The organism is Paenibacillus alkalitolerans, assembly GCF_016482785.1.
Classification (GTDB): Bacteria; Bacillota; Bacilli; order Paenibacillales; family YIM-B00363; genus Paenibacillus_AE; species Paenibacillus_AE alkalitolerans.
In genome coordinates this window covers 1-21,087 of the sequence record NZ_JAEMXM010000004.1, presented here as the reverse complement: position 1 = coordinate 21,087, position 21,087 = coordinate 1, and the positions used below count along the sequence as shown (strand labels likewise).

Genomic DNA, 21,087 nt, shown 5'->3' with positions numbered 1-21,087 from the left:
CATTAATTGGCGGGTCCTCCTCCGAACACCGATAGTTCCAGCAGCTCCGCAACGTCCCGCGCTTTCACGCTGTCATCGACATCTTTCAGCTTCGTGCCGTCCTCCATCATGGTGAGACAGTACGGGCACGCCGACGCGATGACGGTCGGATCCGCCGCAAGCGCCTGCTCGGTGCGCTCAACGTTCACGCGCTTGCCCGACGTCTCCTCCATCCACATGCGCCCTCCTCCCGCGCCGCAGCACATGCCGTTTTCGCGGTTGCGCTCCATCTCGGCGAGCTCGACGCCCGGGATCGCCCGCAGCACGTCGCGCGGCTGCTCGTAAACGCCGTTATAGCGGCCGAGGTAGCATGAATCGTGGTACGTAACGCGCTCCCGCACATCGAACCTCGGCTGCAGCCGCCTTTGCGCCAGCAGCTTTGCCAGCAGCTCCGTATGGTGCAGCACTTCAACGTCCGGCGAGAGCCCGAATTCCGGGTACTCGTTCTTGAGCGTGTTGTACGTGTGCGGACATGCGGTAACGATGCGGCGGACCCCGTACTTCTCGAACGTTGCGATATTTTCCGCAGCCAGCTGTTGGAACAGCATCTCGTTACCCATCCTTCTCGGCGTGTCGCCAGAGTTGCGCTCTTCGTTGCCAAGGACGGCGAAGCTGACGCCGGCTTCATGCAGCAGCCTCACCAGCGCCCGCGTCACCTTCTTGCTGCGGTTGTCGTAAGAGCCCATGGAACCGACGAACAGCAGCACCTCGAATCCGGGATTTTCCTTCACTGTAGGGGCCCGGGGCATGCTATCTCCGAGCTCCTCCACCCACTTCGCCCGGTCGCTGCGCGACATGCCCCACGGATTGCCCTGCCGCTCGATGTTTTGCATCGCCCGCTGCCCGTCGTGCGGCATGCTCCCTTGCATCAGGACGAGGTGCCGCCGCATGTCGACGATTTTGTCGACGTGCTCGTTGCCGACCGGACATTGGTCTTCGCAATTGCGGCACGTCGTGCACGCCCATATTTCCTCCTCGGTCATGACGTCGCCGATCAGCTCTAATTCTCCCGGTTGCCGGTCCGCTGTCATGATCCATGACGCTTTCTGCATCGCCATGGAGGTATCGACGCCGGTGCCGGCCGCCGGTGCCGGTGCCGCAGACGGCGTTGGAGTCGATGCCGGAGTCGATGCCGCCGCCTCCGCCGCAGCCACACCCGGTGCCGCCGCCTCGAGCGTCATCGCATGAGCGCCGCCGCTTCCGCTTAGCGCCGGCACCCACGGCGACTTCGACGTGATCGCCGCTCCCTTCTCGGTCAGATGGTCCCGCAGCTTCACGATCAAATGCATCGGCGACAGCAGCTTGCCCGTGTTCGAAGCGGGGCACACGTTCGTGCATCGGCCGCACTCTACGCAAGCGTAAAAATCGAGCATTTGCTTTTGCGTGAAATCCTCGATTTTGCCTGCTCCGAAGCTTTCCGCCGTCTCGTCTTCGAGATCGAGCTTTCGAAGCCGCCCGGGCGGTTCGGTTCGCTGCAGCAGAATGTTGATCGGAGCCGTAATGATGTGAAAATGTTTCGACTGCGGCACATAAACCGCGAAAGACAGCAATATGAGCAGATGCGCCCACCAGGAAAAATAGAAGGCTGCGGTCGCGCCGGTTTCCCCCATTCCTTCGAATGCAGCGGCGATTGCGGAGGAAACCGGAGCCGTCCAAGCCGCCTCTTCGCCGTAACGCACCCGGTCGAAAGCGAGAGTAAACAAGACGGTAAGCATGAGCGCGTAAATAAACCAAGTGACGATGCTCGGCTTCCATCCGCGCTTGAGCCGCTTGAGCTTCTCGCCGTACCTGCGGTATGTCGCGTATGCCATTGCCAACAGCACAAGGACGATCGTCGTTTCCTGCATCAATTCGAACACTGGATAACCGGGAACCGGCAGACGGATAGCGAACAAGCCCCTTAGGATGATGTCAATCGCTCCGAACTGCAAAATAATGAAGCCGTAGAAAATGACAACGTGCATAATGCCGCTCTTCCGGTCTTTCAGGAGCTTTCTCTGCCCGAACACCTGCGCCGAAAAGTCCCGCAAGCTGCGACCGAGCGCTTCCTTCACCGCATCCTTCAACTCGCCGCCCGGCGCCGCGCCGAGCTTGACGTAAAGATACCGGTGATACACGACCCGCCAGAACAAGTACACTCCGCCGCCGGTCACTAGAAGAAACAGCAATAAATTAACCGTTGTCGAATTCACTAACGAACGACCTCCCTTCTGCTTGGCCCAAGAGTTGACGGACAAGCGATAAAGCGCTTTCATATCGAACGGTGCTTCTTTCAACTATTGTATTTTGCTCTGCATGTCCTTTACGACTGGAACTTCCCGTTGCAGCATTCGATAGCGGACTTTCGTGTACTTATTTCTGCTGCTCAGGCTCCGGTCAGCTAGCGTTAGCGGACTTTCGTGTACTTATTTCTGCAAATCCGCCTCCAAATCCGTTCAAACCCGCTATTTAAGTACATGAAAATCCCTTAAACAACTTGCCGAAGCCTTCTGCGGCGCAAATAAGTACATCAAAATCCCTTAAACGTCCCGACCACCCGAATGTGAATCTGTCCGCCTTGCCGTTCACCGTTCCCACCTTACCGCATACCGTTTCCACCTTACCGCACACCATCTTCCGCCTTGCCGTACACCGTTTCCACCTTACCGCACACCGTTTCCACCTTACCGCACACCATTTCCGCCTTACCGCACACCATCTTCCACCTTGCCGCACACCATCTTCCACCCTGCAATCAGCGCTCCATTTTTCCCAATCCCGTTGACTTTACCCCATCGTTATCCTATGATGAAGAAAATAATGAATGAGTATTCATTCATCCCTTACATGTATATTATCACCGGAGGGATTTCCTTGACAAGGCCAAAAAACGAAAAATACTACGCCATACTCGCCGGCGCGTTGAAGACGTTCGCCGAGCACGGGTACCACAAATCGCAGGTGTCGAGGATCGCAAAAGCTTCGGGAGTCGCTGACGGCACCATCTATCTTTATTTCAAACGCAAAGAAGATATTCTCATCGAGCTGTTCCGCGAAAAACTGGGAGAACTCGTCGCCAAATTTCACGCGAGCATCGGCGATACGGCCGACGCTGCGGAAAGCTTGCGCAAAGTGTGCGAAATTCATTACGGCGAACTGGAAAACAACGTCGATTTCGCATATGTGACGCAAATCGAGCTGAGACAAAGCGATTTGGAGCTGCGGCGAGAAATAGGAGCGTCATTCAAGCCATATATTGTACTGATCGAGAATATACTGCGCAAGGGCGTGGATCAGGGCATCTTCAGAGCCGATCTCGATTTGAAGCTGGCGCGGCTGCTCGTGTTCGGCGCGATGGACGAAGTCGTGACGTCGTGGCTCATTTCGGGCCGAAAGTATAGTTTGAGCGCACAGGTTGACGGGACGGTGTCGTTTTTTCTGCAAGGATTGAAGAGTTAAGAGGTTCTCTGAAAAATGGTCCGCAAACCGCACGGAAGGAGCAATCGCGATGAACATTGTGGTGTTGGTGAAGCAAACGTTCGACACGGAAGAAAAGATCGTCCTCGAAGGAGGCGCGGTCTCCGAGGATGGGGTGAAGTTCGTCATCAACCCGTATGACGAATATGCGGTGGAGCAAGGTATTTTGATGCGGGACGCGGCGGGCGCCGGGAAGGTGACGGTGCTGTCCGCAGGTCCGGCGCGAGCAGCCGAAGCGCTGCGTACAGCTCTTGCGATGGGCGCGGATGAAGCGGTGCTGATCGACGACAGCCGCATACCGGCAGACGAGTATTCCGTATCGCGCGTGTTGGCGGCGTATTTGACCGGGCTCGCGGAGCGCGGCGAAGCAGCCGATGTGGTGCTCGGCGGCAACTTCTCCGTCGACAACGGCGCGGGGCAGGTGGCGGTGCGTCTGGCGGGACTGCTCGGACTGCCGCACGTCGCGTCGGTTACCAAGCTGGAGGTGTCTGGCGGCGTCGCCACGGCGCATCGGGACGCGGAAGGCGACACGGAAATCGTCGAGGTGTCATTACCCGCTCTGTTCACGGCGCAGCAAGGATTGAACGAGCCGCGCTACCCGTCGCTTCCCGGCATTATGAAAGCGAAGAAGAAACCGTTTGCAACGATTGGGCTGGACGACCTCGGATTAACGGTTGAACAAATTGCGGCGAAGACCGAGCGTATAAGCGTGTCGCTGCCGCCGGCGCGGGCGGCGGGCAAGAAGCTCGCAGGCGACGCGGCGGCGCAGGCTGCGGAGCTCGCGCGATTGCTGCGAGAAGAAGCGAAGGTGCTGTAGGCGATTCGCGAATCAGCTGGAGCGGCATTTTTTTCCGCTGCATTCAACATGATCGTCGTTAGACGATCGATACGGAGGGGATATCCATGGGCAAAACATGGCTAGTGGTGGCGGAGGCGCGCGGCGGATCGCTGCGCCAGGTTTCGTTCGAAGCGCTCGGAGCGGCGCAAGCGGTCGCTGCGGACGGCGACACGATCGCCGCCGCGATCATCGGCGCAGGCGCGGGCACGGCCGCCCTCGCCGGCGAACTCGCCGCGCACAGCGCGCGGCGCGTATATGCCGCCGACCGCCAGGACTTGGCGGCGTACAATCCGGAGGCGCACCTCGGCGCCCTCCGCAGCATTATCCAGGCCGCGCAACCGGCCGGGATCTTCTTCGGCCACACGGCGGTGGGCCGAGACTTGGCGCCGCTCGCAGCGGCGGCGCTCCAATGCGGCGCGGTCACCGACGTGACCGCGATCGAACCCGGCGCCGCACCCGGCGGCGGCCCCGTGTTTGTGCGCCCGCTGTACGCCGGCAAGGCGCTGGAGCGTCGAACGGCCGCCGAGCCGTTCGTCGTCACGGTGCGCCCGAACAACATTCGGGCGCCGCAGCGCGCGGAGGGACAACCGGCGGCCGACATCGTCAATGTCGACGCCGCCTCCCCTTCCCTTCGCGCAATCGTAAAGGACGTCGTCAAGAAGACGTCCGGCAAAATCGATCTCAGCGAAGCGAAGATCGTCGTCTCCGGCGGGCGCGGCGTCAAGAGCGCGGACGGCTTCGCGCCGCTGCAGCAGCTCGCGGACGTGCTCGGCGCCGCGGTCGGCGCCTCCCGCGGCGCATGCGACGCAGGGTATTGCGACTACGCTCTGCAGATCGGTCAAACCGGCAAGACGGTTACCCCCGAGCTTTACATCGCCTGCGGCATCTCCGGCGCCATCCAGCACTTGGCCGGCATGAGCGGCTCGCGCGTCATCGTCGCCATCAACAAAGATCCCGAAGCCCCGATATTCAAGGTTGCCGATTACGGCATCGTCGGCGACCTGTTCGAAGTCGTGCCGCTCCTTACCGAACAATTTCGAAAGCTGCAATCCGGCAGCTAGCGGAACCCAGCCCCTCGCATCGCCAAACAGGCGCTGCCGGGGGTTTTTTTTATTGAAGCCGGTACGTTCATTAGCGGAAGCTTTTACTTGAACCATACGTATTTTCCTTTTTTTCCTAAAAAATAATCGGCTCTCATGTTATAAAGTCACATCTTACGTGAAGAATGATAATGAGTCGTGGTTTCGTAACGTGCATAAAGGAGCAATCATACGGTGAACAAAATCCCTCCGTTCCGTTATCCAAGGGCGTATCTCTCTGCTTTTACAACAAATCAGCTGCATTTAAGAAATCCTTGGGTTGTCGCATTTTTCGCTTTCTCTTATCCAGGCTTCGGCAATCTCATGCTCCACCGGTACGCGAAAGGGTTCATCCTTATTTTGTGGGAAGCTTTCATCAATTACATGGCGAAAGTGAATCTTGCGATCATGTATTCTTTGCAGGGACATTTTGATAAGGCGAAACAAGCGGTGGACGAAAGATGGTTCCTTCTGTACATCGCACTCTATATGTACGCAATATGGGACAGTTACCGCTCAACCATAGATATAAACAAGCTTTATTTGCTCGCCGACAGAGAGGACGCCCCCATTATAAAGGTTAAAATCGATGCTTGGGATATGAATTACTTGGATAAAAGAAAGCCTTGGGTCGCCTTGGCATGGTCCGCTTTATTGCCGGGACTCGGGCACATGTACGTCCATAAAGTGATCACGGGGCTGTTCATTTTCGCATACACCATAGCCATCATGTACTTCTCCCGTTTGCCGGTAGCCGCTCATTATTCGCTGATCGGCGATTTCATGCAATCGAAAACGACGGTCGACATGCAGTGGCTGTTATATTTGCCTTCGATTTATTGCTTTATCTTTTACGACGCTTATACCTCCGCAATTGAATTAAATAAACTTTTTGAAAAGGAACAATCGAAATATTTACGGGAGCGGTATCAAGATCCACATTTTGAGATGCCTGTTTGAGGAAGGGATCGCGGATGCACGTTTTCGCAACATTCGAACAATCGATTTTCATAGAATTGGCTATATCGGCATTGGAGCAAAAAGGCGTTCCTAAAAGCGACATTTTGGCTGTTCCCATGGACAAAAGAACGGAGCCGCGGAAGCTGTTCGATACCATCCACCGGGCGGACGGCTTCAGCATGTTCGACGCGTCGGCAATATTAGGAACGGTTTTCATGATCCTAGGCGCCATTTACGGGTTTGAATTGGAATGGGGACCCATTATTTGGGGAATTATCGGAATCGTATTCGGGATGCTTATCGGCCTCCTTTTAAAGCTATGGATCATAAAAAAGAAAGATAAAGGAACAAAGCATATCACGTCGGAAGTTGTGCTCATTATTCGCTGCGAAGACCATCAATGGGAAACGATTGAAAAAATACTATGGGAAAATACCGCTTTGGGAATATCGAGAGTGTTCCGCCGGGTTTGAGCGGTGCGGCAGTGCGGAACATCTGCGATTTCTTGATTATCTTCTGCAGCTTTTCCTTGCCGAACGGCTTCACCTAGACATTTACGATCAATTTTGCATGACTCAAGTTAATTGCTGTAAGAGTTCAGTCCTGAACTCTTACAGCGATTCGTCAGACTATCCTTATACCGCGTTAGACAGCGTTTTGAAATCCTCGTCGCTAAGCTCAATTCTGGCCGCTCCGATGTTCTCATCCAAATGAGCAACTGTCGATGTTTCGGGGATAGGCAGCATGACCGGCGAACGCTTTAGCAACCAAGCAAGTGCTAGTTGGGACGGTTTTGCGCCATGCTGCTTGGACAACGCATCAAGAGGGCCGTTCCTTGGCCAATGCGCCTGTTGCCAACGGGAACCAAGGGATAAATGCAATATTGTTTGCTTCGGCATAATCAAGAACCGGCTCTGCGTCGCGTTTAGCAAGATTGTACAAATTTTGCACAGAAACGATTTTTGCGATTTCGCCTGCGGCTTTCAACTCGTCCACGCTTACTTCACTTAGTCCGATATGCCGGATCTTGCCTTCTTGTTGTAATAGCAACAGTGCACCAAGCTGCTCGGCGAGTGGAACCTTAGGGTCGATGCGGTGCAATTGTAATAAGTCAATCCGTTCCAGTCCAAGGTGGCGAAGATTAAGTTCAACCTGTTGGCGTAAGTATTCAGGACGGCCAACCGGACTCCAATCGTTAGGTCCGGGTCGTGTAAGGCCTACTTTCGCGGCAATGATAACACCGTCGGCATATGGGTGAAGAGCCTTTTTGATGAGATGATCCGTAACGAATGGACCATATGCATCAGCCGTGTCGATGAAATTCACACCAAGCTCCACAGCGCGACGGAGAACTCGTACGGCTTCATCCGGATCGCGTGGGTCACCCCACACATTCGGCCCGGTTAATTGCATCGTACCATAACCTAGGCGATGAACCGGCAAATCTCCTCCAGCAAGCGGCCTCGATGGATTGGATTTGAAAATTCTCACCGGGTCCCACTGAAAAGTTGACCAAAGAGCAACAAGAACAACTGAGGCATACGATCATTCACTCGCTCCCTAGTGATGTAGGGTTCACGGTAAAATTTAATTGGACACTTCAATTGATTGCAGAGTATATCAAACGAGAATTCGACCAAGCGTCGGCAATAGACTCAGACGGTCTGATCCTCAGTTCTGATGCTCTCCCCGACTTCACGTTTCGTTCCTCCTCTTGCGTGCACTCTCCTAGATCCCAGCTTTTTTCGCACTGCCTGCATTTCGTTCTTCGACGCTTGCCTTTCTCTGAACCAGAGGGATAGTGCCCGCAAGAATTGAAAAAGGACCGCCCCTCAACCGAGGAACAGTCCTTCAAGCAGTTTAATGCACTTCCAACCTGCCGGCTCGCGCTGCCGACGGCTCCGGCCGTTCCGCACTCGTCCCGACTTCCGCATCAAGCTTGCGGAATCGTCCGACCGCCGAATAGAGCGCCGGGACAAAGATCAACGTCAACAGCGTGGAAGTCGTCAAGCCGCCGATCACAGTGATGGCGAGACCTTTGGATATAAGTCCCGAAGTCGATTCGGAGACCGCCATCGGTATTAGCGCAAAGACTGTGGCGAACGCCGTCATCAATATCGGGCGCAGGCGCGTCTTGGACGCCTCCACGATAGCCTCATTCAACGTCAAGCCTTCCTTGCGGTTCTCCTCGATGCGCTGCAGCAGAACGACGGCGTTCGTGACAACAACTCCGATCAGCATCAGCAAACCGATCATCGCCGACATGGACAACGTCTGCCCGGCAATCAACAAACCGGTGAACGATCCGATCGGGACGAAGATCAACGACGTGAGAATGACCGCCGGCGTGAGCAATCCGCCGAACGTGACGCTGAGCACCAGGAACACGAGACCTACGGCTGTGACCATCGCCAGACCCAAATCCGCGAAGCCTTCGGCAATCATCTCCAATCCGCCGCCGACTTCCAAGCCGACACCGTCGGGCAAAGAGAGCGCAAGCACGTCTTCTTTAACTTCGGTTGAAACCGCGCGTGTATCGCTCGACTCGATCGTTGCCGACACGCTTGCGTTCATGCGGCCTTTCTCGTGCCGGATGCTGACCGGTGCGGTCGACTGCTCTATATCCGCAATGTCGCCAAGCTGTTTCGGCCCAACAGGGGTCATAATCGCAATGTCTTTGAATTTGTCCAGGCTGTCGATCTTCTCGTCATATTCAATCGACACTTCCCAATCGGCGTCATTCCACCGGTACGTATCGACCGCCGTCGGGCGAAGCCGTTCGCTCACCGCCGCCATAACGGCGAAGGCATTCACGCCCGCCGCTTCCCCTTCTTCGTTCAACCGCACCACCCACTTCGGCTGAACGTCGCTAAGGGAATTGGCGACATTTTTCAATTGATCGTTTGATTTCAAGTAATCTTCAATCTGCCGGGCGGCTTCCGCCAAATGCTCGCCGTTGCTGCCGTACAACATGATATCGACGTTATTCCCGGACGGTGGCCCCTGCTGAGCGACTTCATTGACGCTTACTTCCGCACCAGGGTACTCCTTTGCCGCAAGCTCCGTGAGCTCCGTATTCACACGGTCGATGAACTCCGCGGCTTCCGCGCCTTCCTTCAGTAGAAGCGTGAAAGATGCGGTGTCGTTCGACGCCGGACCGAACATCGCTTCCCTATTGTTGCCGATGCCGATCCGCAAATACGTGGATTCGACTTCATCGACACCGGCCAGATACTCTTCGGCCTTCTCCGCGATCGCCTTCGTCTGCTCCAATCCCGCTTCGGCCGGAAGCTTCACATTGGCTTGAACCGACACTTCCCCGCCAGCCGGCAGGAACGAGACGCCGAGCAGCGGAATGACGGCGAACGAACCGGCCAGCAGCAGCACTGAAAGCGTAAACACGAGCCTTTTCCGGCGCAGCGCCGAGCGCAGCACAGGCTCATATCTCCGTACGAGGAAGCTTTCTTTCTCTTTATGCTTCACATTTCGGAAGAACCGGCTTCCAAGCACCGGAATTAATGTTACCGCCACCAGCAGCGAACATAGAATCGATGATACAACCGCAATTGCGAACGGGGTGAAAAATTCGCCGATAATGCCGCTGACGAACGCCAACGGCAGGAATACGACGACCGTTGCGATGGTGGAGGAGGCAACCGGGCCGAGCACCTCTTTGGCCGCGCGATACGCCAGCTCTCTCCCGCTCATCGATGAACCTTTTTCCTGACGCCATCTGAAAATATTTTCTATAATCACGATACTGTCGTCTACAATCCGGCCGATCGCCACCGCCAAACCGCCAAGCGTCATAATGTTCAACGTGTTGTCCGTGATATCCAAGATCGAGATCGTCATCAAGACGGACAGCGGCAGTGAAAGAACGGCGATGACGGTCGCACGGATATTGCGGAGGAAGATGAAGATGACAAGTACGGTGAACAGCGCGCCGTACCCGCCTTCCTTGATCAGCGTAGCGACCGAATGCTCGACTTCTTCACCCATATCGGTGATGACTGCAAACGACAACCCGTCGGATTCCTCGTATTGCGCAAGCGCATCCTTCACTTCATCCGCAACCGCCGCCGTATTGGCGTCCTGCTCCTTCACGACGGTAATCAGGAAGCTGTCCTTGCCGTTGTAGCGCGCAATTTCTTTCCGCTCCGTTACGACATCCACTTCGGCTACTTCGGACAGCTTCACTTCTTTCGGCTGGGGCGCAACGGCTCCTGCGGCTCCTGCCGGCGCTTGCTGCGGCATCACCGTAAACGAAAGGTTCTTCAATTCCTCTATGCCGTCGATACCGCCCGCCAACCGGACCGGGATCGAGACTCCGTCTTCGGTGACGTTCCCAAGCGGCAGCGCGTAATCCTTATTTTTAATCGCGTCGCGTATGGACGACAGCGTCAAGCCTTGCGCTCTCGCTTTCTCTTCATCCAGCCGGATGACGATTTCCGATTCGCCGGCTCCTGCCAGCTCGACGGAGCTCACTCCGGCGATTTTCTCAATGTCCGGAACAACTTCTTCAGTCAACAATCTTTCAAGTTGTTCCGCAGTTTCTCCTTCGGCTGTGACCGCCGCTTCGTAGATCGGCGTCGAATTCGGCGACAGCCGCCTCACGGTCGTCTCCGCTTGCTCCGGCAAATCCGCCTTCTCAATGGCGGACTCCACTTCCGCTATCTTCTCGTCCATGTCCGTGCCGAACGGGTACATAATGAAGATCGCCGAAGAAAACTCGCTCGTTGTGCTGGTCAAATCGTCGTACCCTTTGAGCGGCAGCAGCTGCTCCTCAAGCGGGATGGTCACCGCCGTTTCCACTTCTTCCGTCGAAGACCCCGGATACACCGTCTGCACGAACGCCGCCGGGAATGTGACGTCCGGGAACGTCTCCACACCTATGCGACTCGTGGAAAATACGCCTGCCGCGATCACCAGCAAACAGAGAATCATAACCGCGACCGTATTTTTCAAACTGAATTTCGTCAATCGACTCAAGTACGCTCCACTCCTTCTAATCTGAAAAATGAACAGATTAAACGATAGCGGAGAATTATGAACAAACTATGAATCGATTGTGACATTTCCCGGAATAATTACCGTGAAAACCGTCCCTTCACCGGGAATGCTGCGAACGCGGATATCCCCGCGATGCAGCGCAACGATCCGATGCACGATGGCCAGCCCGAGCCCGTTGCCGCCTTTCGTGCGTTCCCTTGACGGATCCGCGGTAAAAAACCGCTCGAATATGCGGGGTAAATCTTCCTCGGAGATCCCGATGCCGGTATCGGCAAACTCTACAATCGCGCGGTCTCTTTCTGTCTTTAAGGAGATTCCGATCCGGCCGCCGTCGGGCGTAAACCGTATTGCGTTGCCCAGCAAATTCGACCACACCTGCCAAAGCAAATCCTCGTCCGCTTCCACGCTCATTTCGTTTACATCCATATCGACGGCAATATGTTTGCGCTGCCACTGCGGTTCGTGCGCAATCACTACGCGCATCAACTGGTCGTCCAGCTTGAACCGTTTCGGAATGAGCGCCACCCGGTCTTGATCAAGCGCCGCAAGGCGAAGCAAATTATCAGTAAGTCTGGCCAGCCTCCCGCTCTCATCGGCAATGATCGATAAATACGATTTTCGCATTTCATCAGGCAGGTCGTTATCCTGCAGCGCTCCGGCAAACCCTCGAATCGACGTAAGCGGCGACTGAAACTCGTGCGAGACGTTCGAAATAAAATCTTGGCGCATCTTATCAAGCTGTTTCAGCTCACCGGCCATGGAGTTAAAGCTTCGGGCAAGAGTGCCGAGCTCATCCGTCGTCGACACCGGCACCCGGTAATCGAAGTCGCCTTTGGCCAACCGCTTGGTCGCCTCCGTAAGCGCACGAATCGGCCTGACGAGATGACGGGCGGAAACCAAGAACAATAGGCTGCCGAGCGCCAGCACAATGCCCAACACCGTGAGCATCACGGTTCGAAATGCCTCGAACTCATCCCTCAAGCTCGGAAGTAAAAACAACGCGAACCGCTCCTCCCCCGTTTCGAACGGGAACCCGACCCAGCCGTGCGGACCCGGTCTGTCACTGCCGGGCTTCAATCCTCGGTAGATACCGCCTTGCAGCACGCGCGATATTGCCTCTTGCGGAATTGCCGGTATTTCCGCTACCCGTTCCCGCCCGCTAAAGAAAGAGCTTTGCCCGTCGGGGCGGAAGACGACGATATCGTATTTTTCAAGCTCCGCCACAGCGCTTAAAAAATCATTCAAATCTTTGGAAGGCGCCCGTTCATATAAGCTCGCGATCGTTTTGCCGTCTTCCAGCAGCTCCTCTTCGAAATGGTTCAAGATGGTGCTGCTGTGCAAATATAAGGAGACAAAAAAGCCAACCGCCAAAGACACTGCCACAACGCCTAGAAACAACAGCACAATCCTTATATATAGAGTCCGAATCACGGCGAATCCGCCTCCAAGCGATACCCTTTGCCCCACTTCGTTGCAATTTTCACCGTGTCCGTAACGCTGTCGAGTTTCTCGCGAATCCTTTTGACATGAACATCGACGGTCCGTTCGTCTCCATCGAAATCGTACCCCCACACCTGCTGGATCAACTGATCCCTCGTCAGTATTTGACCGGGATAGCTGGCAAGCGTGAACAGCAGATCGAATTCTTTGTTCGGGAGGGACAATCGGCGGTCGCCGCAGCGAACCTCATACGTGGTGCCGGTCGATTAAGAGCTCGCCGACCCGGATGATTTGCGAAGCATTGATGCGGTATCTTTTCAGCAGAGCCTTGGCTCGCATGACGAGCTCCATCGGTTCGAACGGTTTTACCAGATAATCGTCCGTCCCGGTCTGAAAGCCCCGGATGCGGTGAACGGGCTCGCCTTTCGCCGTAACCATAAGAACCGGAATATCCCACGTTTCCCGGATCTTCTTGCACAGCTCGAACCCGTCCAGCTTGGGCATCATCACGTCTATAATGACACCATCCACCTCGGTGTCAGCCAGCAGCCGAAGCGCTTCTTCCCCGTCGCAGGCTTCCGTAACACGAAACCCTTCTTTCGACAAGTAGAACCGTATTAATTCACGTATATGGGGATCGTCATCCACCACCAACCACGACGTTGACAATCGTTTCACCTCGTCTGCTTTTTTGCCGCTCTTTGCGCGGACTCCCGCCACCAACGATTATACCGCTTTCTGAAGTATAAAAAAAAAAGCCGCAGGAGTATATTCATACCCTTGCAGCTTCCGTCGGACAGCATTAGCTGAATACAACCGTTTTATTTTCATGAACGAGAATGCGATCCTCAAGGTGCCATTTCACCGCGCGGGCCAGAACGGTCCGCTCGATCGTGCGCCCGATGCTCTTGAGCTCATCGACGTTGTCGCGGTGCGTTACGCGCTGCACGTCCTGCTCGATGATCGGCCCTCCGTCGAGCTCTTCCGTCACGTAGTGAGCCGTCGCTCCGATGATCTTCACACCGCGGCGGTACGCTTGCGCGTAAGGCTTGCCGCCGACGAACGCCGGCAAGAACGAGTGGTGAATGTTGATGATCCGGTTTGCATGGCTTTCGATAAACTTCGGAGACACGATTTGCATATAACGGGCGAGCACGAGCAAATCCGCTCCGTGTTCCCGCACCGCTTCCAACTGGCGCCGTTCCGCCTCCGGCTTTGTATCCGGCGTCACCGGGACGTAAACGTACGGGATGCCGAACGGCTCCACGATCGGCGCCATATCGGGGTGATTGCTTACCACTACGGAGAGGTCCGCATACAGATCTCCCGACTGCCATTGCCACAGCAGCTCCAATAAGCAGTGCTCTTCTTTGGAAACGAACACAGCGACGCGCTTCTTCACGCTTGCCAGCGTTACGCGCCAGTCCATGCGGAACCGCTCCGCAATCGGCGCAAAATCCGCCTCCAGAGACGGCAAACGCGCCGCCAACCGTTCCAGATCGAACTCGATGCGCATAAAGAACATGCCGCCTTCGGGGTCCATCGAATACTGGTCGGACTGGACGATGTTCGCTCCGTGATCGAATAGAAACTTCGACACGGCGGCGACTATTCCAGGGCCGTCGGGGCATGCGATCAGCATCCGTCCGCGGTCGGGACTTACGATCTTCTTCGTTGACGATTGAAGTGGTAACATGGATGTCTCTTTCTCTCCTTCTCCTATACAACGATAGCGCCTCCCTCGGGAGGCGCACGGTTATGTTTTTTAAGATTCTAGAATTAATAAGTTTTCACGAAGTGAACATCAATTCTAGAATCGCAAGAAAACCTTCCGCTTATCGCGTTCTTGCTTCTTTGAATTGGCCTCGAAAGAGGTTTTCTTACGGTTACGCCGTCGTCTTCACATTGACGCCGGCAAGCCATGCGGTCAGGCGGTGGTTGATCTGTTCCTCCGTCAAGTCGGTGAACAGCTTGCCCTCCTCGACCATATCGTACAAGCGGTCCATCGGTTCGCGAGGATCCGCCTTCTTCGCTTTCGCGTCGTTCTTCAGCGTTTCCCACGTGCTGACAATAAAGTCGCGGTGGTGAACGTCTTTGCCGCTGAAATAGTGGCCGAGCTTCTCCACATGCTCAAGGAAATCGCTGCCGAACCGCGCTTCATGGTCGCCTCGGAGCAGCGCGATTTCCGCCTCGTACATCGGACGCTGATTCGCGTCCTCTTTCCCGATCCACGGAGTCTCCAGCACCATCGGGAGATGAACGAGCTTCTCGTGATCGACGATCCGCTTCATCGCGTCAAATCCGATCCAACCCGCTCCGACCGGGGCATGGCGGTCTTTGCCGGCTCCGCGCGGATTTTTGCTGTCGTTGAGGTGGATCACCGCGAGCCTGTCCAATCCGATGACGCGGTCAAACTCTTCCAACACGCCGTCCAGATCGTTTACGATATCGTAACCCGCATCATGCACGTGGCAGGTGTCAAGGCAGACGGTCAAACGGGAGTTGTCCTCGACGCCTTCCATAATGCGAGCGATTTCTTCGAACGAACGTCCGATTTCCGTACCTTTCCCCGCCATTGTTTCCAAAGCGATCTTCACGTCGGTTTCGGAGGTTCCTTTCAACACTTCGTTCAAACCTTCCGCTATGCGAGCAATGCCGTAGTCAAGGTCCTTCTCCGTGTAAGCTCCCGGGTGGAGCACGATGTTCTTCACGCCGAGGTAGTTCGTCCGCCGAATTTCTTCTTGCAGGAAATCTACGGCGAGCTCGAACGTATTGCGTTTGTACGAGCCGAGGTTAATGATGTACGGTGCGTGCACGATGATCTCATCGATGTTGTTGGCCTTCATCACTTCGCGGCCTTCCTCGATATACTGCTCCTCAATCGGCTTGCGTCTCGTGTTTTGCGGCGCTCCCGTGTATATCATAAATGTGCTCGAGCCGTAGCCCACCGCTTCGTTGGCGGCATTCAGCAATCCCTTATCGGAAAATGACACGTGAGAACCGATCTTCTTCGACATTATTGATACTCCTCCCTATGAAACCGACACTATTTACAATATTGTACCTTAATTCACGATAGTTTGGAAGGAACTTTCGGCTGGCGGGCGGTGGTTGGTTCACAGTGAAACACGGTAGTGCGCGGATGAACCACGTGGTGCCGATGTGAAACAGCGACAGCGTACGGACCGCCTCTAGGTTCACAGTGAAACACGGTAGTGCGCGGATGACCCACGTGGTGCCGATGTGAAACAGCGACAGCGTACGGACCGCCTCTAGGTTCACAGTGAAACACGGTAGTGCGCGGATGACCCACGTGGTGCCGATGTGAAACAGCGACAGCGTACGGACCGCCTCTAGGTTCACAGTGAAACACGGTAGTGCGCGGATGACCCACGTGGTGCCGATGTGAAACAGCGACACGCGTACGGACGGCCTCTAGTTTCACATTGAAACACGGTGGTGCGCGGATGAACCACGTGGTGCCGATGTGAAACAGCGACACGCGTACGGACGGCCTCTAGTTTCATAGTGAAACACGGTAGTGCGCGGATGAACCACGTGGTGCCGATGTGAAACAGCGACAGCGTACGGACCGCCTCTAGTTTCATAGTGAAACACGGTAGTGCGCGGATGAACCACGTGGTGCCGATGTGAAACAAAAACCATGTTCAGACTATGAAACTTACACCGCAGACCGTCGCGCGCTTGCCTATGAGTCCGCAGGATGTTACCATTTTGACTTGAGGTGAAGCGAGCATGAACCAAGGGTTTGCTTGGTTTATTTTTATATGGGTGTTCATATTGATCGGTCTTATGTCGATCGGCGGCTACTTCATGTTCCGCAAATTTTTGAAGGTGCTTCCTAAAGCCGACGGCAAATCGACGCTGGATTGGCAAAATCATTGGGTCGAATCGAGCCGCCATCTGTGGACGGATGACAGCAAGGCGTTTCTCAATCGGTTGGTGGATCCGGTGCCGGCGGCGTTTCGCGATATCGCCAAGCATACGATCGCTGCGCGCATCGGACAATTGGCCATGGAGCGAGGCGCGCATGAGGTTACGCGGGAGCATTGCATCGAGGGGTACATACTCGCGACGCCCCGGCGCGACTATAAATTTTTGAAGAAGTTCCTCGATGACGAAGGAATCGATTACAGCAAGTTCAACCACTTGATGAAATGAACACACTTCCGGTACAAGTTCTTGTTGGATGAACGATAAGAACTTGTACCTGGTTATAATTTTTTGCTTAATATATCCAATTGAATGTTTACCATCTTAATCAAATGTTCATGATAGCTGCCCCAAGTTCTGTTCAATACAATTCCTAGCCTTCTCACCCCTATCCATAATGCCCAGAGGTCAATTTCGATTTGGTCATCGTAAGTGAGAGCTTTAACCTCGTTATATCCTTTTACCAAGGAATGATAACCGGCATATCGCCGGCCGTCATGCATTTTATAATGCCCTAAATCATATAGCGGACTGTTTCCTTCAATCTCCCCAAAGTCAATAATGCCTGTGAATTTCCCGTTATGAAAGAAAATATGCGAATCGTCAAAATCTCCATGGCTTAAATAAGATTGGTGACTTAACATCTGTGCTGTTCCGGTATTCAAAGTGCTTTTAATTCGGGATGTAACATTCTTATTGAAAACATTCTCTGATAATAAAAATAAATCTTCGTCTAAATATTCATAAATGTAATCGTGTAACGAGTTTTTCTCGCCCCGTAAAGCAATTCCATATTCTTCTTTACCTCTTTTAATCGGACCGAAACCATCAACCTTCACTTTATTTAATATTGCAATTTGTTTTCCAGCCTCGAAAAGTATGCCCTCGTATTCGTTCATTGACGAACAAGCTTCAACACTGGAACCATGAATTTCTTTGACAAGCATCACTGACATGCCTATTGCTTCATTATGATGTTCAAAATATATGACTTCCGGAACTTGAACTTCTTTTTCTCTTAACAATGAATGTACATGCACTTCCACGCCAAAACTCAAATTGTGCTCCGGAAGAATCCGAAGATAAAAGATATTCCCGTCAAAATGCACACGATATACATAAGTAGATACGCCGCTTAATACTCTTTCGAGCATAAAGGCTTTGGAATTAAGGCAATCGCTTACCAGCTGTTTTACTAAATCAATATGCGGAGCATCCTTTTTTATCAATAGCATTGTCCTCTCTAACGTTCATATTTAAACAAATTATACACGAAGCGACCTCTTGACAGAAACAGCCAATTGCGATTAACTATTCAATATTTAGATAATTATCTAATTATCGAAACCACAGACGCCGACACTTACCACCCGATAAAAGGAGGAGAACACCGGCATGCCGATCAATCAAGCGTTCAAAGCGCTCTCCGATCCGACACGCAGAAAAATTCTCGATCTATTGAGGGACAGAGACCTGACCGCCGGGGAGATCGCCGAACATTTTGACATGACCAAACCGAGCATTTCCAACCACTTGAACATCCTCAAGCAGGCAGAGCTCGTTTGGGACGAGCGCAAAGGCCAGCATATCGTGTACTCGTTGAACACGACCGTGTTTCAAGATGTGATGAAATGGCTGTTAAACTTTCAAAGCGGAGAGAGGAATGAATCGAAATGAGAAAATGGATTTTACCGTTAGCTTTATGGCTGGCGACGGTCGGCGTAAGTATTTACGGTTACTTTACGCTGCCCGACGTCATCGTTACGCATTTCGGGTTCGACGGCGAAGCCAACGCGGATGGATGAGCAAATCCGCGGCACTCACACTGCTTCCCGCCATCATGCTTGGCGTCATCGTATTAATCCTTGCATTGCCGCGATTTGAATCCGACCCATCCAAGCGCCAACGAATGGAACAAGGCATCGCTGTCATTGCCGGAGCGATCGCCGTCATAATGTTTGTGCTGCATACGGTTCTAGTCATTTATAATCAAGGTTTTGCCGTGTCCATCGATCGGATTATCGCCCTGATTGTCGGCATATTCTTCGCGGCTATCGGCAACGTTGCCCCCAGGCTTCCTCAGAGCAGCATGAACCTTGTAAAACTGCCGGAACCGGTCTACAAGCGAATGTCCAGACAAATCGGGCAATTAATGGTCATCTCAGGCATCCTCATCGCGTTAACGGCGGCGATGCCTTCCGCATGGCTGCCGGGGGTCACCATCGTTTGCATCCTCGTCTCGTCGCTCGCCACGGCGGCCTTTTCCATCTACCACTTATCCAAGGCTTGACCAACCAATCGCGAGACGATCGGCTTCCCGTCCCAGACGATCTCGGAGGCCGATCTCCGCGAACGGATCTGCTCCTCTTCGAGCATTAGGAAGAAGTTTTTCGTCGGCAGCTGTCCAAGGCGGTGCTTCACGCACAACCGGTCCAAATACTTGCGCATCACATCCTGTTTCCCCGATTGATTATCGCCGCCTTTCGCCGCGAACGCGTACAACGTTCCCGCACGGGGCACCTTCTTCACGCGATGCCCTTCCATCACGCGCAATATCCAATCCCAGTCCCAATAGTTCCGCACTTCGACGTCGAACGGTCCGAGCTCGTCGTGCAGCTCGCGCCGGTATAACGAGCCGGAGGCCACGTATGTATTGAACTGTCTGATCAGCGCCGGGTCATGCTCGTATGCGAATAAGAAGCGGGCGGTCGGCAGCCGCACCCCGTCGCGAACGATATAATCGAATATCTCCACATCGCTGTACGCCAAATCCGCGCCGTCTATTTGTTCCGCCATATGCTCCATGTGGTCGGGCACGATCAGATCGTCATCGTCGATCGGCATGATGTATTCGCCGCGAACGTGAGGAATTGCCGCATTGCGCGCCCACACATGGTACGAATTGACAGGCAAGTCGATCACTCGGATATCCAGCTCAGGATACAATGCCGCTACGCCGTCCGCCGGCTCTCCGGCGTCGTTAACGATGATGATTTCGAAATCTTGGAATGTCTGGCGCAATAACGCCTCCAGCAACTCGGCCAAAGCGTGATGCCGATTGAATGTAGGAATAATAACGGACACCATGGGCGGCACTGCATTTCATCCTCTCGTACCATAGTCGGAAAAACAAGTGTTCTCCAAACCATTGTACCCGGACGTCCAAACTTTGCCAACGTATGATGCGGACCGGGGGCGATATTTTTTTACGGTTAAAACGTTCCCCGCCGACACAAAATAACACGAAAGGGGGCGGACTGCGCATGATGCAGCAATATCGGTTTGCGGAACTTTCCGAAGGCGCGATTGATGAAGTTCAACAATTGGAAACCAGGCTTCAGACTGAACTTGGCGAAGAAGTAACCTTGATTGCATATTCGAAAGACGGACAACGCGAAGCTCCGGCCTGCAGAGCCGATCTTGAAGGGGAGTGAAACACATGGGCAAAAATGACGCCGAACAACCTCAAGCGCGCGGGGACGTCGAGTTTCGTCAGCCGGCCGCAAAGCTGGTAGCGGAGCGGCCGGGAGACGACGAGCTGGAGGAAATCAACAAGAAGCTGCAAGACGACGACGGCTTCCCTCATCATTGCGGAGGAGCGTAACCGTTACTGCCGCATCAGCAGCTTCACGCCTTTATATACGTTCCAAATCACGACAATGAGCGACACGAGGCCAAACAGACCCAACACTATGAAGATGCCTGCTAACGCGGCCGGACTCTCGCTGCTGACGGCCATCCAGCCGATGCCGGCGAATGCAATAAATACGGCGATACCGAAACCGACGGGAATACAGTGAGAAATGAATGCAGCCAATGCGTGCCGCCTTACTTCGGGGTGGTTCGTGACAAAGAATAATACCGCGGGAAAGATGAATCCCAAGAAAAAGACGCTGAAATACGCAAGCGCCGATAACGCCCGCTCCGTTTGGTTCATCGTCATGCTTCAGCACTCCTCATTCATTTGATTGTCATATGTTACTGTATACGCAACAAAGCCCCCGCGAGATTCACGCAATCGTGAGTTTCCCGCGAGGGCTGTTCATGTTATGTATGGTGCGGTCGAGAGGATTTGAACCTCCACGAGCTTGCGCTCACTGCCGCCTGAAGACAGCGTGTCTGCCGTTCCACCACGACCGCATGAAAGAAAAGAGACAATGATTATAGTAGCACGCCCGCTTGAAAAAGTAAAGAGACGGTGAAAAGTTCCAGCGGCTAATTGATTTCCGACAAACAAAAAAACCTTGCGTGAAGCGCAAGGAATCGTGTATGTATGGTGCGGTCGGTGGGATTTGAACCCACACGGGT

At 54.0% G+C, this 21,087-nt stretch carries 20 protein-coding genes, 1 tRNA gene and 2 pseudogenes; 11 read left to right on the top strand and 12 right to left on the bottom strand.

The annotated features are described in order from the left end of the window. Positions 1 to 2: 2 nt before the first annotated feature. Both JET16_RS08615 and JET16_RS30535 read right to left on the bottom strand, forming a co-directional pair. On the bottom strand, positions 3 to 2,231 hold the full coding sequence (locus JET16_RS08615; protein WP_325176650.1) for a (Fe-S)-binding protein: 2,229 nt from the start codon (positions 2,229 to 2,231) through the stop codon (positions 3 to 5). A 407-nt stretch (positions 2,232 to 2,638) separates the two neighbouring features. Beyond that, positions 2,639 to 2,773: a hypothetical protein gene (locus JET16_RS30535; protein WP_267908672.1), complete on the bottom strand. Its 135-nt coding sequence runs from the start codon at positions 2,771 to 2,773 to the stop codon at positions 2,639 to 2,641. Positions 2,774 to 2,892: 119 nt separating this feature from the next. On the opposite strand from JET16_RS30535, the gene JET16_RS08610 reads away from it, so the two are divergent. From JET16_RS08610 to JET16_RS08590, 5 genes are all read left to right on the top strand, one after another. Further along, positions 2,893 to 3,477 carry a TetR/AcrR family transcriptional regulator gene (locus tag JET16_RS08610; protein WP_199615425.1) on the top strand — a complete coding sequence of 195 codons (585 nt, stop codon included), beginning with the start codon at positions 2,893 to 2,895 and terminating at the stop codon, positions 3,475 to 3,477. Between the two features lie 49 nt (positions 3,478 to 3,526). Beyond that, positions 3,527 to 4,312 carry an electron transfer flavoprotein subunit beta/FixA family protein gene (locus JET16_RS08605; protein ID WP_199615424.1) on the top strand — a complete coding sequence of 262 codons (786 nt, stop codon included), beginning with the start codon at positions 3,527 to 3,529 and terminating at the stop codon, positions 4,310 to 4,312. Positions 4,313 to 4,398: 86 nt separating this feature from the next. After that, positions 4,399 to 5,394, top strand: a complete 996-nt coding sequence (locus JET16_RS08600) for an electron transfer flavoprotein subunit alpha/FixB family protein (protein ID WP_199615423.1) — start codon at positions 4,399 to 4,401, stop codon at positions 5,392 to 5,394. Between the two features lie 213 nt (positions 5,395 to 5,607). Next, positions 5,608 to 6,372, top strand: a complete 765-nt coding sequence (locus JET16_RS08595; protein WP_199615422.1) for a hypothetical protein — start codon at positions 5,608 to 5,610, stop codon at positions 6,370 to 6,372. Between the two features lie 14 nt (positions 6,373 to 6,386). After that, a complete protein-coding gene (locus JET16_RS08590) occupies positions 6,387 to 6,845 on the top strand; it encodes a hypothetical protein (RefSeq protein ID WP_199615421.1) in 459 nt (152 codons plus the stop codon). A gap of 162 nt (positions 6,846 to 7,007) precedes the next feature. Here JET16_RS08590 and JET16_RS08585 read toward each other — a convergent pair. The 6 genes and pseudogenes from JET16_RS08585 to JET16_RS08560 all read right to left on the bottom strand — a co-directional run bounded on the left by JET16_RS08585 (position 7,008) and on the right by JET16_RS08560 (position 15,842). Next, a pseudogene (locus JET16_RS08585) lies at positions 7,008 to 7,785 on the bottom strand (aldo/keto reductase). A gap of 447 nt (positions 7,786 to 8,232) precedes the next feature. Then, positions 8,233 to 11,364: an efflux RND transporter permease subunit gene (locus JET16_RS08580; RefSeq protein WP_199615420.1), complete on the bottom strand. Its 3,132-nt coding sequence runs from the start codon at positions 11,362 to 11,364 to the stop codon at positions 8,233 to 8,235. Between the two features lie 66 nt (positions 11,365 to 11,430). Then, positions 11,431 to 12,816 (bottom strand): sensor histidine kinase, encoded by a 1,386-nt coding sequence (locus JET16_RS08575; protein ID WP_199615419.1) that lies wholly within the window; start codon positions 12,814 to 12,816, stop codon positions 11,431 to 11,433. After that, positions 12,813 to 13,494, bottom strand: a pseudogene (locus JET16_RS31065) (response regulator transcription factor). Before JET16_RS31065 ends, JET16_RS08575 begins: the two are co-directional and overlap by 4 nt. Positions 13,495 to 13,627: 133 nt before the next feature. Further along, on the bottom strand, positions 13,628 to 14,521 hold the full coding sequence (gene purU, locus JET16_RS08565) for a formyltetrahydrofolate deformylase (protein WP_199615418.1): 894 nt from the start codon (positions 14,519 to 14,521) through the stop codon (positions 13,628 to 13,630). A gap of 190 nt (positions 14,522 to 14,711) precedes the next feature. Beyond that, positions 14,712 to 15,842 carry a deoxyribonuclease IV gene (locus JET16_RS08560; RefSeq protein ID WP_199615417.1) on the bottom strand — a complete coding sequence of 377 codons (1,131 nt, stop codon included), beginning with the start codon at positions 15,840 to 15,842 and terminating at the stop codon, positions 14,712 to 14,714. A 739-nt stretch (positions 15,843 to 16,581) separates the two neighbouring features. Between JET16_RS08560 and JET16_RS08555 the strand changes: the two genes are divergently transcribed. Further along, a complete protein-coding gene (locus JET16_RS08555) occupies positions 16,582 to 17,007 on the top strand; it encodes a DUF2621 family protein (protein ID WP_199615416.1) in 426 nt (141 codons plus the stop codon). A gap of 53 nt (positions 17,008 to 17,060) precedes the next feature. Here JET16_RS08555 and JET16_RS08550 read toward each other — a convergent pair whose 3' ends face one another. Further along, positions 17,061 to 18,008 carry an aminoglycoside phosphotransferase family protein gene (locus JET16_RS08550; protein ID WP_199615415.1) on the bottom strand — a complete coding sequence of 316 codons (948 nt, stop codon included), beginning with the start codon at positions 18,006 to 18,008 and terminating at the stop codon, positions 17,061 to 17,063. A gap of 166 nt (positions 18,009 to 18,174) precedes the next feature. On the opposite strand from JET16_RS08550, the gene JET16_RS08545 reads away from it, so the two are divergent. The 3 genes from JET16_RS08545 to JET16_RS08535 are packed head-to-tail and all read left to right on the top strand — an operon-like array spanning position 18,175 to position 19,069. After that, positions 18,175 to 18,456: an autorepressor SdpR family transcription factor gene (locus JET16_RS08545; RefSeq protein ID WP_233531296.1), complete on the top strand. Its 282-nt coding sequence runs from the start codon at positions 18,175 to 18,177 to the stop codon at positions 18,454 to 18,456. Then, positions 18,453 to 18,584: a DUF1648 domain-containing protein gene (locus tag JET16_RS08540; protein ID WP_199615414.1), complete on the top strand. Its 132-nt coding sequence runs from the start codon at positions 18,453 to 18,455 to the stop codon at positions 18,582 to 18,584. The genes JET16_RS08545 and JET16_RS08540 overlap by 4 nt, the downstream gene beginning before the upstream one ends. Continuing rightward, positions 18,581 to 19,069 (top strand): SdpI family protein, encoded by a 489-nt coding sequence (locus tag JET16_RS08535; protein ID WP_199615413.1) that lies wholly within the window; start codon positions 18,581 to 18,583, stop codon positions 19,067 to 19,069. Before JET16_RS08540 ends, JET16_RS08535 begins: the two co-directional genes overlap by 4 nt. On the opposite strand, the gene JET16_RS08530 is transcribed toward JET16_RS08535, so the two are convergent. Next, complete coding sequence (locus JET16_RS08530) at positions 19,048 to 19,875, bottom strand: glycosyltransferase family 2 protein (RefSeq protein ID WP_199615412.1); 828 nt, start codon at positions 19,873 to 19,875, stop codon at positions 19,048 to 19,050. The two genes, JET16_RS08535 and JET16_RS08530, sit on opposite strands and share 22 nt — an antisense overlap. 167 nt (positions 19,876 to 20,042) lie before the next feature. Between JET16_RS08530 and JET16_RS08525 the strand changes: the two genes are divergently transcribed. Together JET16_RS08525 and JET16_RS08520 are read left to right on the top strand one after the other, a co-directional pair. After that, complete coding sequence (locus JET16_RS08525; RefSeq protein ID WP_199615411.1) at positions 20,043 to 20,213, top strand: hypothetical protein; 171 nt, start codon at positions 20,043 to 20,045, stop codon at positions 20,211 to 20,213. A 5-nt stretch (positions 20,214 to 20,218) separates the two neighbouring features. Next, positions 20,219 to 20,383 (top strand): hypothetical protein, encoded by a 165-nt coding sequence (locus tag JET16_RS08520; RefSeq protein WP_199615410.1) that lies wholly within the window; start codon positions 20,219 to 20,221, stop codon positions 20,381 to 20,383. A 3-nt stretch (positions 20,384 to 20,386) separates the two neighbouring features. Here JET16_RS08520 and JET16_RS08515 read toward each other — a convergent pair whose 3' ends face one another. Both JET16_RS08515 and JET16_RS08510 read right to left on the bottom strand, forming a co-directional pair. Continuing rightward, positions 20,387 to 20,722, bottom strand: a complete 336-nt coding sequence (locus JET16_RS08515; protein ID WP_199615409.1) for a hypothetical protein — start codon at positions 20,720 to 20,722, stop codon at positions 20,387 to 20,389. Between the two features lie 111 nt (positions 20,723 to 20,833). Then, a tRNA-Leu gene (locus JET16_RS08510) sits at positions 20,834 to 20,919 on the bottom strand. Between the last annotated feature and the right edge of the window lie 168 nt (positions 20,920 to 21,087).

Excerpts from the sequence above, each read along its gene's own strand:
- JET16_RS08540 (WP_199615414.1), top strand. The coding sequence starts at position 18,453 with ATGAGAAAATGGATTTTACCGTTAGCTTTATGGCTGGCGACGGTCGGC.
- JET16_RS08555 (WP_199615416.1), top strand. The coding sequence starts at position 16,582 with ATGAACCAAGGGTTTGCTTGGTTTATTTTTATATGGGTGTTCATATTG.
- purU (WP_199615418.1), bottom strand. The coding sequence starts at position 14,521 with ATGTTACCACTTCAATCGTCAACGAAGAAGATCGTAAGTCCCGACCGC.
- JET16_RS08560 (WP_199615417.1), bottom strand. The coding sequence starts at position 15,842 with ATGTCGAAGAAGATCGGTTCTCACGTGTCATTTTCCGATAAGGGATTG.
- JET16_RS08535 (WP_199615413.1), top strand. The coding sequence starts at position 18,581 with ATGAGCAAATCCGCGGCACTCACACTGCTTCCCGCCATCATGCTTGGC.
- JET16_RS08520 (WP_199615410.1), top strand. The coding sequence starts at position 20,219 with ATGGGCAAAAATGACGCCGAACAACCTCAAGCGCGCGGGGACGTCGAG.
- JET16_RS08515 (WP_199615409.1), bottom strand. The coding sequence starts at position 20,722 with ATGACGATGAACCAAACGGAGCGGGCGTTATCGGCGCTTGCGTATTTC.
- JET16_RS08545 (WP_233531296.1), top strand. The coding sequence starts at position 18,175 with ATGCCGATCAATCAAGCGTTCAAAGCGCTCTCCGATCCGACACGCAGA.
- JET16_RS08525 (WP_199615411.1), top strand. The coding sequence starts at position 20,043 with ATGATGCAGCAATATCGGTTTGCGGAACTTTCCGAAGGCGCGATTGAT.
- JET16_RS08605 (WP_199615424.1), top strand. The coding sequence starts at position 3,527 with ATGAACATTGTGGTGTTGGTGAAGCAAACGTTCGACACGGAAGAAAAG.
- JET16_RS08600 (WP_199615423.1), top strand. The coding sequence starts at position 4,399 with ATGGGCAAAACATGGCTAGTGGTGGCGGAGGCGCGCGGCGGATCGCTG.
- JET16_RS08590 (WP_199615421.1), top strand. The coding sequence starts at position 6,387 with ATGCACGTTTTCGCAACATTCGAACAATCGATTTTCATAGAATTGGCT.